Consider the following 15,018-nt stretch of genomic DNA (forward strand, 5'->3'; position numbering starts at 1 on the left):
TTGTTTGAATTCCTTTTTTGTTTGTGAATCATTTCACAACTCAATCATACAATGAACATCCGAACTTGTAAAGTGATTTTTTTCACGTACTTTGTTTATTTTTTAATTGCCTCGTTTTTCAATAGATGTAAACCCTTACATCCGACCTGCCCTGTTAAAAAAGGATTTCTTCGCATAAATTAATGGCAAAGTGATGAAAATCATCGCACTTTCAAAAATTGTAACCATTTAAATTCTTAAGGAAATTGACATCCTGCTCAGAAACGCTAATATAGAGATATCAGAAGTTATAGTGAAAGATGTCACAAGGATATTTTTACCTCTACCTACAATGCTAATCCAAGTATTTCATCTTGGAGCACATACAACTTGGAGGAGAACGGAGTGAAGCCAGATGATTGAAGAGCGATACGATACCACATGCAATATCTCAAGTTTCTCAGATCAGAATCGTGAGCGTCTCTTAGATATCGCTAAGGACCGCACATATCCAGAAGGGTCTCACCTTTTCTGGGAGGGGGACACGGCAGACAAATTATTCTTCTTAAGAAGTGGCCGTGTAAAAGTAACGAAGTCTACAGATGAAGGTAAAGAACTTATTCTATATATGTACCAAGCCGGTGACCTCATTGGCCAGATGGATCCTTTCCACAGCAACAAGCACAGCTATACAGCGGAAGTGATTGAGGAAGGTGAAGTTGGCGTCATCGAGCAGCGTGATCTTGAAGTACTGATCTGTCAGCACTGTGACTTCTCCATTGACTTTATGAAATGGATGGGCATTCATCATCGACTCACTCAAACGAAATTCCGTGATCTCATGATGTACGGAAAGCCTGGTGCGCTCTGCTCGACTCTGATCCGCTTGTCCAATACCTTTGGCGAGGAACAAGAAGACGGATCCATTCTGATTAATAAGAAGATTACCCATACCGACTTATCCAACATGATCGGCGCAACTCGCGAGAGTGTCAACCGAATGCTTAGTGATCTTCGTAAAAAGGGCGTTCTCGAATACGATAACGGCATGATCGTTGTCAAAGAGATCGATCATCTCCGAGATGTATGCCACTGTGAGATGTGTCCGAAGTCTGTATGCCGTATTTAAAATCATACGTCAAAAAGCCCTGGTAGCAGTTGCTATCAGGGCTTTTCTGTCATATGGCTCCACTCTATCGTAAGCTTTGAGTTTGGAGCAATATCTGTAGCCTTTAACTGTTCAGTTGATACTACCTTCCCGTTATTTGTGATTCGCACATCAGAAGGATCCGATATCTTTTCATCCCAAATACTAATAATCTTGCTTCCATCTGTTGAGAGCTTAATGGGTCCGAATTGATCCAACAGCACAGAAAGCTTTGCCGTTTGCGGCCAAGGAATAACAAAGGTTAACACCTTATTCGCATTTTCGTTATTGCCTTTAATAGAGATCGTAATTTCCGACTTGGATTCCTTGCTAGACTCCACTTTCACCTTTTCTACAAAAATGACAAGCTTGTCATTCGCATAGATCGTTTTATTTAACTGCTGAGGAATCTCCAGCTCCTTGTTATTCAGCTTTATACTAAAGCCCATACTCGGATCTAATGACACATCGGATACAGAGACAATTGTATCTTGATTCTCATGAAGCTTCACAGCTCCTGATGTCTTAAGTGCATCTGCAACGGTCATGCCGGAATGCCACGACATTTGATAATCATGATTTAGACTTGAAACATATGACCCGCCGTCCACTATCAAATGTACGACGTCCTCTGCTGCTGTATCCTTTGTCTTAGCAGCAGCTTTCATCGATGTATATTCCATTTGCTTATCGGATGCGGCACAGCCTAGAGGGATCAAGATCAATATTATTAGTATTAGGATTAAAGACGTGCGAAAATGTCCATTTCTCATATCCCGCACACTCACTTTCATCTTATCCATCATAGCAATCTTACGATGAATTCTTAGGATTATATTGATTTCTTATTATTATGCACAATGAGATCGTTGAAATCGTATCAATCCCGTAATCTTTCAAGAAGAAATGTAAGCGCCTTCTCTCACTAATCATACCATAAAACCGTGCCGGCATCGAATGCTTATTCGACAAACTGTTTTCTAATTTTATGCAGATAGCTCTCTCGCACTGCGATAAAGTAAACAAACTGGACGAGTACATACACAAAAATGACATACATGGAATACCCAATGATATTGGTGAACAGCAAATTGCTAAGGGTCTTCATCGCAAAGATCGTATGAATGCTTGCAATGATGCAGGGGAGGAAAAAGAAGATGCCGACCTGGACACTGATGACCCTTCGTACCTCTTTCATCGATAATCCAATATGAAGCAGAGAAGTATAGTACTTCACATCTCTTTGTTGGTCTGTCATGATCTTAAAGGTAAGTATGCTGCCACATGCAATATAGAACAGCGTGCTCATCATCATGCTCACTACAATTGCTAGTGAAGTCACATACTCCACATCCGACAGTTCCCTGACTCTGCTTCTAATATAGTAATCCTTGTCTCCAGCCTTTTGCTCTATCTTCTCAATGAGCGGAAGTGATCGACTATTGTCATCCCATTCAAAATTATAGAGATTCAGCTTTCTGTCTCCATGTGCAGCATGTTGAATTCGGGTCATTTCCTCATTGGAGATCACCAATAATAATGGCGCCGTAATCTCCTGCGAGAGTAGGAGTTGACGTGCGCGTCCTTTTATCGTAAAGAAGAAAGCTTCTCCCTCTTCAGACACCTTTACCTGATGCTTGCTCTCCTGTAGCTTCCGCTTCTCTTCATTGGATAGAAAGTCATATTTATTATAAAGGGATTGATCAATCCAATACGCCTCGCCTTCCTTTGGAGAAGCTAGCAGCTTTTTATTAAGAGCCTGGGCCAGCTGATTATAGTGGTCTATGCCAATCAGAGTCACGGAATGGCCATACTTGTCATCCGTGATCAGATCCCCTTCCACAATCTCTGACTCAATTAAGGTGGTCACCTCATGCCCGTATTCTTTTGCCGTCTTCTTGATCTCGTCAATGGATACCGGGACCTCTTCCTGTCCACGTGTCCACATGATCAAGTCGAAGGGATTCGAGAGCATTGCTGAATGCTGATAGCCTCGATTGAAGGAAAAGAACGTCGAAGTAGCAGACAACACAAAAGCACATAGCATGGTGATTGCAAATAGCACACCTGCGTTCTCACGCAAACGATGGATGGCACGAGTAACATGCAGCATCGTTTTCCCTTTGTAGTATAACGATTTAATATGCTTGACGCTGTTGAGCAGCGCAAAGCTCGTATGCGAATATAGGAAGAACGTGCCTACACTTGTTAGCAGCACCGTCGGAAAAAAGACGATGAAGACAGACATCAGATTTGCATGATATGCCAGCATGTAGCCCCATACGATACAGCCAACGCCAATGAGTGCGAATACCCACATGAAGGCTGGTGCTGATCGTTGTTCTCTCCGTGGCTTCAGCAGCTCGATAATAGAAGACTTTCCGATCACACGAATGCTGATGATCGCCACAATGAAGAACAACAGGCTGTAGCCGTAGACGGTTGATAGCAGTGCATCCTTTGAAAAATGAAAAGCCATCGGCGCCTCCGCACCAAGCAGCTTGGACATTCCCATTAAAAACAGCTTTAAAAACAAAGCCCCTGTAGCAATTCCCGATGCAACGGCCAGGATGGCTATTGCCATCTGTTCATAAATCATCATGCGGCGAATTTGCCATTTGGTCATGCCAAACAGCGTCAGCAAGCCGAACTCTTTGCGTCTCGAATGAACGAACGATTTGCTTGAATACAAGGTGAACATCACGGCAAATGTCATGATCAGCACTTCACAGGCATATAGCATGACGCTTAAAGATGAGCCGCTTGGGATCTTTTCTCCAATGACATCCGGATGATGCGTAAAGGAGGAATACAAAAAGGAGATCATGACGGAGAACATACAACTTAAAAAATAAGCGCTGTACCGCTGCCAGCTCTCGATTATATTTTTAATGGCGAGCCGACGAAAGGTCATCGAAGCTGCCTCCTAACAAACTAAGGGTATCCAATATTTTTTGAAAAAAGGCTTGGCGGTTGCCGCCTCTTCGAATCTCGGTGAACAACTTGCCGTCTTTAATGAAAATGACTCGCTTGCAATAGCTTGCTGCAAATGGATCATGCGTCACAATGAGGATCGTTCGCTGCTGCTCCTCATTCATATCTGATAGAGCCTGCATCACATCCTTGGCAGCCTTCGAATCGAGATTCCCCGTCAACTCGTCTGCGAGTAGGAGACTAGGGCGATGAATCATGGCTCTTGCAATCGCTGTACGCTGCATCTGGCCTCCTGACACCTCGTAGGTACGCTTGTCCAAAATATTCGCAATCCCGAGCCACGAAGCCATTTCCCGGACTCTTTCCTCGATCTCTCGAGACGAGACTCGCTCAAGAGCAAGCGGCAGAATAATATTTTCCTTGATCGTTAAGGTATCAAGGAGATTGAAGTCCTGAAACACATAGCCCAGTGCATGCCTGCGAAAGGCTGCCAGCTTATGGTCAGACAGCGTCACGGGGTTGATATTATTGATAAACACATGGCCTGCTGTGGGTTTATCAATTGTTGCTAATATATTCAGCAGCGTCGTTTTCCCACTGCCAGAAGGTCCCATGATACCGACAAAGTCCCCCTCTTCCACTTCGAGATGAATATCCTGAAGGGCAGTGTAGGTCCGTCTTTTTTTATTTCCATATATTTTAGTCAATTGTTCTGCTCGTAATAGCGTTGCGATCGGACTCACTCCCTTGTAGGTTGACTTAGACTATAACTCCTTTATGAAGGCTGTCTCCAGCAAAGGTAATCGTAAACACCGTGCCCTCATGCAGGACCGATGATGCCTGTATCGTGTGACCTAGGCGACCACATACCTGTTTGACAAGATACAGCCCCATGCCTGTGGCATCCCCTTCTCTTCGTCCATTCTCCCCTGTAAAAAACGGATCAAAAATACGGGAAAGATCCTGCTCTGCTATTCCGATCCCTTCATCTTTTACATGCAGACGAATCGCATGATCCTTGTGTTCGATCGTAAAAAGGAGCGATTTGGAGCCTTCCTTGTCTCTGGAATACTTAATCGCGTTGGTAACAAGCTGCGTCAGAATGAACGCCAACCACTTGCTGTCGCTTTCCACCATCGCATCCTCTCCAACAATTTTCGGAAATATATGATGGCGAATAAGCAGCTTCTTATGCTGGTTCAGAACATTTCTTACACATTGGGTTAAGGAAAGCTGACTGACATTCAGGTCCATCTCAAACTTATCCAGACGGGCTGTCGACAGCATCAGCTCTAAGCCTCTTGTCAGCCGTTCTGTCTCCTCCTGCACACTTTGGAGCAGTTGTTGCGTCTCATTGACTGTCATTGCAGCGGGAGGCTGCTGAGTAATAAGATGGAGAACGGAAACGGGCGTCTTCATATGATGCACCCATTGATTGGTAAAATGAACATGCTGCTCACGTTGCTTGCGCATCATCAGCAGCTCATTCATGTAAGCATGGTATTGTCTAGTCAGCAGCTCATGGATCACCTTCTGCTCTTGGGTGACCGGATGCTGCAAATATAGATTAAGCTCTACCTCTTCTCGATCCTCCGATTGCTCCGCTGTCTTTAATTCTCGAAACCAAGCTCGCTGGTATAGAAAATCGAACACCAAGCCTGCAGTCAATATAGAAGCTCCAAGTATAAAGCAATACGTAATACTTGCCCCTCGAATAAATTCGCGCCCAGTCGACAGATCCAAATAGATGACAAGCAAACAGAGAGCAAGCGAAATGAGCCAAGTAAGGATCAGAATGAAGCGATCCTTTACATATTGAAAGAAGTTCATGACATCGATCCTTCTTCAATCCACGTCATCAAGAGGCGGTAGCCTTGGCCGCGGATCGTTTCAATCGCTTTATCAATTCCAATCTCTTCAAGCTTTTTACGAACACGTGTTACGTTCACCGTTAACGTATTATCATCTACGAAGTCGACATCGTCCCACAGCGTCTCTAGCAGCGTCTCCCTGGATACGATCTGATCCACCCGATCCATTAGGCAGGCAAGCAGCAGCGCTTCATTCTTCGTCAGATCAACCCGCTTCTCATTCCATTCCAATGTGTTCTTAGCACGGTGCAGCACAAGCCCATGTACATTGAGCTCCTCACCATTGCCTTCGCTTGACCGAATAGCATATTCGCCGTATGTGCGTCTTAGCACGCTTTTTACTTTTGCTAGAAGCACATCCAGATGAAACGGCTTTGTAATGAAGTCATCGCCTCCATTTTCAATCGCCATCACCTGATCCATCTCCCCAGTCCGTGCAGATACAAATATAATAGGCGCATTGGTCACTTGACGAAATTGACGGCACCAGTAGAAACCGTCATAAGCAGGAAGGTGAATGTCCAGCAGAATAAGATCTGGCTCAATCTTTAGTAAATCGACCTTCAAATCACGAAAGTTCATGGCACGGGTTACTTCATATTCATATTTTTCTAATGAAGATTGCAGAATGGAAGCAATTTTATCGTCATCCTCAACAATCATAATTTTGTACATCTGACATTCCTCCATAACATTACGTCTACCTACCTGACGATGCAACAAGGCCGTACCCCTTCATGTACCTTTAATATATACGAAAGAGCGCCCGCTTAATCGGTTATATGTACTGGCCCATCATATAATAGAAGCCCCATTCTCATGAAAGGGACTTCTTCGGCTCGTTGGGCAAGTCCGAGCAATTTGCACCGTATATACTTTTATTGCATCTTACTCTTTTGAACGATCTTGAAAGGCTAATAGGATGCCGCCTTCCCCTGCATAGGTTCCAATGACAGGCCCCATGTTAAGATAAAGCACTCGCTCAAATGGATATTTCTCCAGGAGGCTGCTCATAAACTGCTTTGCACGCTCTTCGCAGTTGGAGTGCGCAAGTGCAATAATGCTTTGATCCGCATGTTGCCATGCTTCACCTACTTTATCGATCATCCGCTTAAGAACACGCTGCGTGCCGCGAACCTTTTCTACAACCTCAATTGTACCCTCCTCACTTGCCTGCATCAATATTTTGATGTTGAGCATGGAGGCAACCGTTCCTTTAAGGCGGCTCATCCGCCCGCCTTTTACCACATTTTCCAGCGTATCAAGCGAAAAATAAGTTCTGGTTTGTTTGACGCATTCCTTAAGCTTCTCTTGAAGCTCATGAAAGCTATGTCCTGCTTTAGACAACAACGCTGCCTTGACGGCGAGAAATCCTAATCCTGCAGAGGCCGTCTTCGAATCAATAACCTCCACTTTGTTCGCATAGCCCTCTTCCTCATACATTTCCTTAGCCATAAGCGCGTGATTGTAGGTGCTGCTAAGCTGGGAAGTTACGCACAGCACGAGGATATCTTTCGTCTGGTCGAGCGATTTGTACATATTATAGAAGTCGCCTGGTGATGGACTAGATGTTTTAGGAAGTTCTTCCGATTCTCTCATTTTATTGTAGAACAGCTCAGTATCCATCGTAGAATCATAAGTTTCGTGTCCAAAATGAACGTGGAGCGGAACGACAGAAATGCCGAGCTCTTGAATAATTTCGGTGGACAAATCGGAGTTTCCGTCCGTAATAATTTGGATGGTCATGTCATTCTCCATTCTGATGTAGGTTGGTTGAGAACCCTCTATACTCTGTTCGCTTCATTATATAGGGCTGAACAACCCTCTGACAATGACTAAATGCAGGGAGTACAAGGATGAAAGTGTATTCACGCTCTATTGGTTCTCCAAGTTGTATCTTTTCATTAACTTGTTCTTGTGGGCATCAAGAATCTGTTCAAGTGTCACATCATACATGTTCGCTAATATGATGATATTGCCCATCACATCTCCTAATTCCTCAATTAGTTCCTGTCGCAACTCTTCTTGAGGCAGGGCAGCTTCATCAGGACGGTCTCTCCCGATCTCCATAGCACGGATCGCTCTTGCGGTTTCTCCTACCTCCTCCATGAGAAAGCCTACTCGTTCAAAGGGGCCATAGTTTGACCAGCCTCTTTGGATATAGAATTGATGAATCCATTCTTGTGCTGTTTTACTCATCTGCCAGTCTCCTTCATTGTTTGCATTCTTATATTTTAGCACAAGCATCGACATGGGAGCTTCCATGCATAATGGTTTATAAGCGAATATATTAATTTTTTTTGAACGATATTAACCTTCAGAACCATCATCATCTGCTTTGAATCGTTCCTAACGATAGCTTAACGCTAAGAAGATGTTACAATTGTTATGTTCAGTAGATCTGCCATACACTATAATAATAAAGTTTCGATCATGAACTGTAGAAAGGAATTCGCATCATGAACAATCAACAAACGACAACTCCAGCCATTATAGGAAAGGCATGCAAAGAATCACGTGTATTCCGTACGGGACGAGTATTCCCTAACGATATGAACAATCATAAGACGCTGTTCGGCGGTAAACTGATGAGCCTGATTGATGAAGCAGCCTCCATCTCTGCGATGCGCCACTGTCGGACAAACGTTGTAACGGCATCAACGGATTCGGTTGATTTCCTGCGCCCTATTCATCAAATGGATTCCGTGTGTCTCGAGTCCTTCGTTACATATACAGGAACAACGAGCATTGAGGTATTTGTGAAGGTTATTGCGGAGAATTTGCTTTCAGGCGAGCGTGTTGTAGCCGCTACATCCTTTATAACATTTGTATCACGCGACTCCGACGGCACGCCGCGTCCTGTGCCTCAAGTCATTCCGGAAACAGAAGAAGAGAAGCTTCTGCACGAGGGAGGAAGCAAGCGCTCTGCTCTTCGCAAAGAACGCCGCGTGAACAGCAAAGCACTAGCGACCAAGCTCACTACGAACAAGTATTGGGATTAATCAAGACACCGGGACCTGTAAGCTTGAACCCATAAGCAATAGCTGCACAAATTTAAAACGGCTGCTGATCTTCATCAGCAGCCGCCTGACACTAACTTCTATTGAGCAATGAACTTATTCATTCACAGAAGTCGTGGCATGGTTCTCGTTCTCATTACAGCAGGACCCGGATAAATCCTCTGAATCATCTACCCATGAGCTGGCCCATTCTTGAATCGCACTCATCACTGGCTCGAGAGCGAGACCTTTCTTCGTCAACGAATATTCAATCCGTACCGGTGTTTCAGGATACACTTTACGTTCCACTATACCGGCGCTTTCCAGGTCTTTCATACGTTCACTCAACATCTTATCACTCATAGTTGGGATCAGTGCAGAGATGTCCTTGAACCGTTTTGGTCCGCTTAGCAAACCTTGAATCAGTAGTCCATTCCATCGTTTGCCAAGAATACAGAACGCGGCTTCAAATCGCGGACACATGCCCGAGTGGTTGTGTTCCATCACTTCATCCCTCCTTCAGAACTTACTAAATGTAAGTATATAGATTTTACCATATCTTTTCGTAAAAATAAAGTTTCTATCGTTACAGTATCACACCTATTTGTTCTTTGTTAAGATAGTAATAAAACTTTACGGCCAACAGAGGCATTAAAGGAGAATCCACCCTTGCAATCCTTCATACAGCAACAAAGCTCGCTAGAGCTGACGGGAAATGATAAGCTGCCTACTATTGTCATCATCGGCAGTCTGAATATGGATTTGATCACCGTTACAGATCGTGTGCCTAATGCAGGCGAAACGGTCCATGGAACATCCTTTCATACGCTTTGCGGGGGTAAAGGAGCTAACCAAGCCGTAGCTTGTGCAAGATTAGGTGCTCAAGTCCATATGATCGGATGTATAGGCGATGACAACTTCGGTCAACAAATGCTCAATAACTTAAAGCATGAAGGCATCGATTGCTCAGGGATTATCACCATTAAAGATCAGTCTTCTGGCATTGCATCTATCACCATTGACGATCAAGATAATCGAATCATTGTGGTTCCAGGCGCAAACGGAGGCTTTAGGCCCAAGCATATTGAACAACAACGGATGTTGATTCAACAGGCCGATTTGGTCTTAATGCAGCTCGAGATTCCGATGGATACCGTATATGCTGCAGTAGACATCGCGTATGAATATGGCGTTCCCGTGATGCTGAATCCTGCACCTGCTGTTCCTTTGGACTCGGAATGGCTGAAAAAGATCGCTTGGCTTACACCTAACGAGCATGAGCTAGCCATCATGCTTGGGTTGCAAGATCAAGTGAATGAACGATCAAAGGATGGAGAACTGCTCGGAACAATGTTATCAGCATGGCCAGAACGTATCGTGATGACTAGAGGCGGAGACGGCGCACTTTGGGCGGATGCAGGTGGTCATATTCAGCATATGCCTGGTCACAAAGTCACCGTAGTCGATACGACAGGGGCTGGAGATACCTTTAATGGGGCTCTCGCTGTATCCCTTGCGGAAGGCCGCTCTCTGACGGAGTCCGTGGCACGCTCTGTTGCAGCAGGCGCATTATCCGTGACCCGCTTCGGTGCACAAGGCGGAATGCCAACGAAGAGCGACCTTGAACGATATCTTTCTATGCGATAAATCAGTTGAGAACAACATCTCTAATTAACCTATGGACTTCACTTGTTCATGGTGTTGGATAAGAGATGTTTTTATTTCTTCATTATAATAGCATTCTACTAATGTTGTTCCTCTCAGAATTCGAAACATACCTCCTCTCAATCTAGCGTAAATATGTACAATACAGGGTTATAATTCCATTTGACCTTCTATGACATAGTATGTAAAGTAATACCTGTTACATACGAGACTTCACCGCGAAAAAGCGAGAAAGCAAGAAAGGATATGCTCTATTATTTTTATTAGAACAAACCTATTATGTTAACGAGTGGCAGCTTAGAGGAGAGAGAGAAAAATGAATGAACACGAAGTCACGACTTCGACAGGAACAACGATAACCTTCGGCCAAAGCCTGTCTATTTTTATCGTAACGATAGGGTGGCTGTTACTGACTATATTATATTGGCACGCGGAACCGCTGATCCCACTACTCGTCGCTGCAATCGTAACGGGGATTATGCTGATGTGCTTCGGCATGAAGTGGCAGGATGTAGAATCTGCTTTGATCAAGGGTGTCCAAAGCTCAGTCATGCCTTCCATTCTACTGGTCCTAATCGGAATTCTGATTGCGTCTTGGATGATGAGCGGAACTGTGCCAACGCTGCTTGTATACGGCACACAATGGTTTCAGCCACAGTGGTTTGCGTTTAGCTCCCTTGTCTTGACTTGTATCGTATCCATGTGTGTGGGCAGCTCCATTACGACGGTCGGTACATTCGGTGTAGCACTGGTTGGAATGGCTTCATCGATGGGAATGAATTCGGCGCTTGTCGCAGGCGCTGTCGTATCGGGAGCATGCTTTGGGGACAAGATGTCTCCACTATCCGATACAACCAACTTCGCTTCTGCAGTTGCGAAAGTACGAATGACTGACCATATTCGCAATATGACTTGGACGACTGTCCCTGCCTTTATTTTAACAAGCGCAGCCTTTCTGATCTTTGGTCATACCTCTCACAGCGATATGAGCCAGCTGATCGAAATGAAAGCGGCAATGGAGAGTGCATACCATATCCATCCGGTGTCGCTTCTGCCATTGGCAGTTGTGCTTCTTGCTGCGATCCTGCGTGTGCCAATTCTGCTGACGATGCTAATGGGCATCGCATTTGGGCTACTCGTCACTGGCTTTATTCAATCCAATTGGAGCCTGATGAATTGGATGGAGGTCACGCTTCATGGCTATCAGTCGACTATTGCGAACGATGCGGTCGCTACCATTGTCAATCGAGGCGGTGTGATGTCTATGATGTGGTCGATCACACTGATTGCAACTGCCTTTGCCTTCGGTGGGCTGCTTCAGCATGGCGGTGTCATTACCGCTTTGTTTAAGAAGATCATCGCACCTATTAAACGCAAAGAGTCTATGGTCGTCTCCACCGGCTTAAGCGCTATTGGCGTCAATCTATTTACAGGTGAGCAATATATGTCTATCCTTCTGCCAGGACAAATGTTTCAGGCTGAATATGAGCGGCGTGGCATTCCTGCATTAACACTATCCCGAACACTTGAGGATTGCGGAACATTGGTCAATCCTTTGATTCCATGGGGAGTAAGCGGGGCACTGATGACAGCCGCTCTCGGCATGAGCGTGCTTGACTATGCGCCATATGCTTTCTTCCTGCTTATCTCGCCTTTATGCACGTTTGCTTTTGCTCTATTGCCCGGACTTAAGAAGCGCACATTAAACCATCAATAAAATGCATTCATTCCTTAAGCCATGCGTGGCATCAGCCGCGTGTGGCTTTCTCATATCTTCCCTCTCTTTTCCCTCTAACTTCTTATTCTCATTTGTATATCCCCTCAATCATACAAGTTTCAAAAAAACATTTGTGAACATTAAATAAACCATATTGAACATAAGTGAACATTTGCTTATAATGAAGGCAATCCTATCCATTTCATTGAATGTCACTAACTTACTTTGAGGAGGACTTATTCATGGATATTCGTTATGCCAACAACCCTAAGGATGTTAAGAGCTATGATACCTCACGCCTTCGTGAAGAATTCGTTATGGAAACGCTATTTGTTGCAGATGAGCTGATCCTTACGTACAGCCATGCTGACCGCTTCATTACAGGCGGTGCTCTCCCCGTTCATCACGCCATCAAATTGGAAGCGGAATCAAAAGATATGGGCGCTCCCTACTTTCTTGCTCGCCGCGAACTCGGCATCATCAATGTTGGCGGCCCCGGCAAAGTTACCGTTGATGGCGAGGTGTACCCTATGGAGAACAAGGACTGTCTCTATGTCGGGCTTGGCGCACAGGATGTTCAGTTCGAAAGTACAGATGCATCACAGCCAGCAAAGTTCTATTTGAACTCAACACCTGCTCATAAAGCATATCCAACGGCAAAGTCTCCGATTAGCGAAGCAGCGCCTGTTCATTTAGGTTCGATTACTTCTTCTAATGAACGGACTATTTATAAGTATATTCATGAAAAAGGCATTCAAAGCTGCCAGCTCGTCATGGGACTCACCATGCTGAAGCCAGGAAACATGTGGAACACTATGCCTTGCCATACACATAACCGCCGCATGGAAGTTTATTTTTACTTCGATATGCCAGAGGATGCTGTCGTCTTCCATCTCATGGGTGAGCCAACGGAAACTCGTCACCTCGTCATTCGGAATGAGCAGGGATTAATCTCTCCTAGCTGGTCCATCCATAGTGGAGTTGGAACCAATAACTATACCTTCATCTGGGGTATGGCGGGTGAAAATCAAGACTTTGATGATATGGACATGGTTGCCATGAAAGATTTACGATAAGGAGAAACACCCTTGGCTCGACGATGAATGAGCCTTTAGATAAAGGAATGAAGAGCACATGTCTAACATCAAGCGGCACCAACAGATTATGGAACTGCTTATTCAGCACGGCGAAGTCAAAGTATCAGAATTAAGTCAGGCATTGGATGTGACGGGCAAGACGATTCGAAGCGATCTTGAGCTGCTTGAGGAGCAAGGACTCTTAACCCGTATTCACGGCGGAGCTATGCTCCGGAATCAATCTGATCTTGGATTGCTTCCGCTTCAGTCTCCAAATCAGCAGCATTTGACTGAAAAGGCTGTTATCGCAAAGAAGGCGTTAACCCTTATTGAGCCTCACGATATAATTGCCTTGGATGGCGGAAGCACAACACTTGAGATGGCGAAGCTGCTGGGTGATACGCCGCTTACGGTTATTACCAATGACCTGTTTATCATAGCAGAGCTCACTCGCAAACCCGATATTCGGCTTGTTGTACCGGGTGGTTATCGCAATCGCAACCTGCTAATTGGCCCAGAAGCAAACAGCTTTATTCGAAAACTGAATATTCAAAAAGCATTCGTATCGGCTACCGCGATTCATCCTGAACACGGGCTTAGCATCTATACTAGTGAGCTCTATGAGCTCAAGAGAGCTATGGTGGAGACCGCAAAGCAGGTGTTTGCAGTAGCGGATCATACCAAGTTCGATAAAGTCGCGCTTCTCACCTTTGCCAGCTTGAAAGAAATGCAGGCTATGATCACGGATTCTGGTCTCGCAGCGGAAACTTCCATGCGATATCAAGCTAGCGGCGCCAACATCATGCTTGCTGAACCTAACTAACGAACCTATACAAAGGAAGCATAAGGAGGGCAAGACATGCAATCCGCACTCTCTCTATTTAATCTGGAAGGTCGCACCGCTGTTGTAACAGGTGGTGGTGTCGGCCTTGGTCTCGGGATGGCTCGAGGACTTGCACAAGCAGGGGCGAATCTTGTATTGATTACCCAGCGCCCGCTTCAAGAAGATGTAAAGACTGAATTAAGCAGCTACGGCGGCAAGGTAAGCAATGTGCAAGCAGATTTATCTGAGCTAAGCGGGCTCGCAGATGTAAGCAAACAAGCCATAGATCTGGCAGACGGCAAAGTGGATATTCTGATCAACAATGCAGGCATTATCCGTCGTACGCCTGCTGCCGATCATCCGCTTGAAGACTGGCATGCTGTGCTGCGCCTCAACCTGGATGCCGCTTTCTATCTGTGTCAGCAGTTCGGTCAGCATATGATACAGAATGGCTACGGAAAAATCATCAACATTGCATCTATGCTGTCATTCCAAGGCGGCATCAATGTTCCTGGCTACACAGCCTCGAAGCATGGGATCGCTGGAATTACGAAGGCTTTGGCGAATGAGTGGGCTTCTAAAGGCGTCAATGTCAATGCTATTGCACCGGGATATATGGCGACAGACAATACATCTGCGCTTCGCCAGGATGAGAAACGCAGCAGCGAAATCCTTGACCGGATTCCGGCTAATCGTTGGGGAACTCCCGAAGATCTGGCTGGGGCAGCAATCTATTTGTCATCATCAGCTTCTAATTATATTAATGGTCATGTATTATGCGTGGACGGCGGTTGGATGAATCGATAA

General features: G+C 45.1%; 15 protein-coding genes. 7 read left to right on the top strand and 8 right to left on the bottom strand.

Features of this window, described 5'->3' with window-relative positions; all coding sequences use genetic code 11:
- Positions 1-394 precede the first annotated feature (394 nt).
- Positions 395-1,108: a Crp/Fnr family transcriptional regulator gene (locus I2H74_RS02105; RefSeq protein WP_195571231.1), complete on the top strand. Its 714-nt coding sequence runs from the start codon at positions 395-397 to the stop codon at positions 1,106-1,108.
- Between the two features lie 35 nt (positions 1,109-1,143).
- On the opposite strand, the gene I2H74_RS02110 is transcribed toward I2H74_RS02105, so the two are convergent.
- The 7 genes from I2H74_RS02110 to I2H74_RS02140 form a co-directional block, all read right to left on the bottom strand.
- The gene (locus tag I2H74_RS02110; RefSeq protein WP_195571233.1) at positions 1,144-1,794 is read right to left on the bottom strand and encodes a hypothetical protein; all 651 of its coding nucleotides are present in this window, start codon (positions 1,792-1,794) and stop codon (positions 1,144-1,146) included.
- Positions 1,795-2,087: 293 nt separating this feature from the next.
- Positions 2,088-4,040 (bottom strand): FtsX-like permease family protein, encoded by a 1,953-nt coding sequence (locus I2H74_RS02115; protein ID WP_195571234.1) that lies wholly within the window; start codon positions 4,038-4,040, stop codon positions 2,088-2,090.
- Positions 4,015-4,767, bottom strand: a complete 753-nt coding sequence (locus I2H74_RS02120; protein ID WP_229106290.1) for an ABC transporter ATP-binding protein — start codon at positions 4,765-4,767, stop codon at positions 4,015-4,017. Before I2H74_RS02120 ends, I2H74_RS02115 begins: the two co-directional genes overlap by 26 nt.
- A 52-nt stretch (positions 4,768-4,819) precedes the next feature.
- On the bottom strand, positions 4,820-5,890 hold the full coding sequence (locus I2H74_RS02125) for a sensor histidine kinase (RefSeq protein ID WP_195571236.1): 1,071 nt from the start codon (positions 5,888-5,890) through the stop codon (positions 4,820-4,822).
- Complete coding sequence (locus I2H74_RS02130) at positions 5,887-6,606, bottom strand: response regulator transcription factor (RefSeq protein ID WP_195571238.1); 720 nt, start codon at positions 6,604-6,606, stop codon at positions 5,887-5,889. The genes I2H74_RS02125 and I2H74_RS02130 overlap by 4 nt, the downstream gene beginning before the upstream one ends.
- A 213-nt stretch (positions 6,607-6,819) precedes the next feature.
- Complete coding sequence (locus tag I2H74_RS02135; protein WP_195571240.1) at positions 6,820-7,677, bottom strand: DegV family protein; 858 nt, start codon at positions 7,675-7,677, stop codon at positions 6,820-6,822.
- Between the two features lie 129 nt (positions 7,678-7,806).
- Positions 7,807-8,130 (bottom strand): MazG nucleotide pyrophosphohydrolase domain-containing protein, encoded by a 324-nt coding sequence (locus tag I2H74_RS02140; protein WP_195571242.1) that lies wholly within the window; start codon positions 8,128-8,130, stop codon positions 7,807-7,809.
- A gap of 260 nt (positions 8,131-8,390) precedes the next feature.
- Between I2H74_RS02140 and I2H74_RS02145 the strand changes: the two genes are divergently transcribed.
- A complete protein-coding gene (locus tag I2H74_RS02145; RefSeq protein ID WP_195571244.1) occupies positions 8,391-8,933 on the top strand; it encodes an acyl-CoA thioesterase in 543 nt (180 codons plus the stop codon).
- A 114-nt stretch (positions 8,934-9,047) separates the two neighbouring features.
- Here I2H74_RS02145 and I2H74_RS02150 read toward each other — a convergent pair whose 3' ends face one another.
- Positions 9,048-9,434 carry a winged helix-turn-helix transcriptional regulator gene (locus I2H74_RS02150; protein WP_195571246.1) on the bottom strand — a complete coding sequence of 129 codons (387 nt, stop codon included), beginning with the start codon at positions 9,432-9,434 and terminating at the stop codon, positions 9,048-9,050.
- A 165-nt stretch (positions 9,435-9,599) separates the two neighbouring features.
- Here I2H74_RS02150 and rbsK point away from each other — a divergent pair, with 165 nt between their 5' ends.
- The 5 genes from rbsK to kduD all read left to right on the top strand — a co-directional run bounded on the left by rbsK (position 9,600) and on the right by kduD (position 15,018).
- On the top strand, positions 9,600-10,577 hold the full coding sequence (gene rbsK / locus I2H74_RS02155) for a ribokinase (RefSeq protein WP_267490697.1): 978 nt from the start codon (positions 9,600-9,602) through the stop codon (positions 10,575-10,577).
- A 334-nt stretch (positions 10,578-10,911) separates the two neighbouring features.
- Positions 10,912-12,312, top strand: a complete 1,401-nt coding sequence (gene nhaC / locus I2H74_RS02160) for a Na+/H+ antiporter NhaC (RefSeq protein ID WP_195571248.1) — start codon at positions 10,912-10,914, stop codon at positions 12,310-12,312.
- Positions 12,313-12,554: 242 nt separating this feature from the next.
- The gene (kduI, locus tag I2H74_RS02165; RefSeq protein WP_195571250.1) at positions 12,555-13,388 is read left to right on the top strand and encodes a 5-dehydro-4-deoxy-D-glucuronate isomerase; all 834 of its coding nucleotides are present in this window, start codon (positions 12,555-12,557) and stop codon (positions 13,386-13,388) included.
- Positions 13,389-13,446: 58 nt separating this feature from the next.
- A complete protein-coding gene (locus I2H74_RS02170) occupies positions 13,447-14,211 on the top strand; it encodes a DeoR/GlpR family DNA-binding transcription regulator (protein WP_195571251.1) in 765 nt (254 codons plus the stop codon).
- A 36-nt stretch (positions 14,212-14,247) separates the two neighbouring features.
- Positions 14,248-15,018 (top strand): 2-dehydro-3-deoxy-D-gluconate 5-dehydrogenase KduD, encoded by a 771-nt coding sequence (gene kduD / locus I2H74_RS02175; protein WP_195571253.1) that lies wholly within the window; start codon positions 14,248-14,250, stop codon positions 15,016-15,018.

The organism is Paenibacillus sp. 1001270B_150601_E10, assembly GCF_015558675.1.
Lineage (GTDB): Bacteria > Bacillota > Bacilli > Paenibacillales > Paenibacillaceae > Paenibacillus_B.

What these genes read in the sequence shown, in the direction of transcription:
- I2H74_RS02105 (WP_195571231.1), top strand. Translation starts at nt 395, where the DNA reads ATGATTGAAGAGCGATACGATACCACATGCAATATCTCAAGTTTCTCA.
- I2H74_RS02110 (WP_195571233.1), bottom strand. Translation starts at nt 1,794, where the DNA reads ATGAAAGCTGCTGCTAAGACAAAGGATACAGCAGCAGAGGACGTCGTA.
- I2H74_RS02115 (WP_195571234.1), bottom strand. Translation starts at nt 4,040, where the DNA reads ATGACCTTTCGTCGGCTCGCCATTAAAAATATAATCGAGAGCTGGCAG.
- I2H74_RS02125 (WP_195571236.1), bottom strand. Translation starts at nt 5,890, where the DNA reads ATGAACTTCTTTCAATATGTAAAGGATCGCTTCATTCTGATCCTTACT.
- I2H74_RS02130 (WP_195571238.1), bottom strand. Translation starts at nt 6,606, where the DNA reads ATGTACAAAATTATGATTGTTGAGGATGACGATAAAATTGCTTCCATT.
- I2H74_RS02135 (WP_195571240.1), bottom strand. Translation starts at nt 7,677, where the DNA reads ATGACCATCCAAATTATTACGGACGGAAACTCCGATTTGTCCACCGAA.
- I2H74_RS02140 (WP_195571242.1), bottom strand. Translation starts at nt 8,130, where the DNA reads ATGAGTAAAACAGCACAAGAATGGATTCATCAATTCTATATCCAAAGA.
- I2H74_RS02145 (WP_195571244.1), top strand. Translation starts at nt 8,391, where the DNA reads ATGAACAATCAACAAACGACAACTCCAGCCATTATAGGAAAGGCATGC.
- I2H74_RS02150 (WP_195571246.1), bottom strand. Translation starts at nt 9,434, where the DNA reads ATGGAACACAACCACTCGGGCATGTGTCCGCGATTTGAAGCCGCGTTC.
- nhaC (WP_195571248.1), top strand. Translation starts at nt 10,912, where the DNA reads ATGAATGAACACGAAGTCACGACTTCGACAGGAACAACGATAACCTTC.
- kduI (WP_195571250.1), top strand. Translation starts at nt 12,555, where the DNA reads ATGGATATTCGTTATGCCAACAACCCTAAGGATGTTAAGAGCTATGAT.
- I2H74_RS02170 (WP_195571251.1), top strand. Translation starts at nt 13,447, where the DNA reads ATGTCTAACATCAAGCGGCACCAACAGATTATGGAACTGCTTATTCAG.
- kduD (WP_195571253.1), top strand. Translation starts at nt 14,248, where the DNA reads ATGCAATCCGCACTCTCTCTATTTAATCTGGAAGGTCGCACCGCTGTT.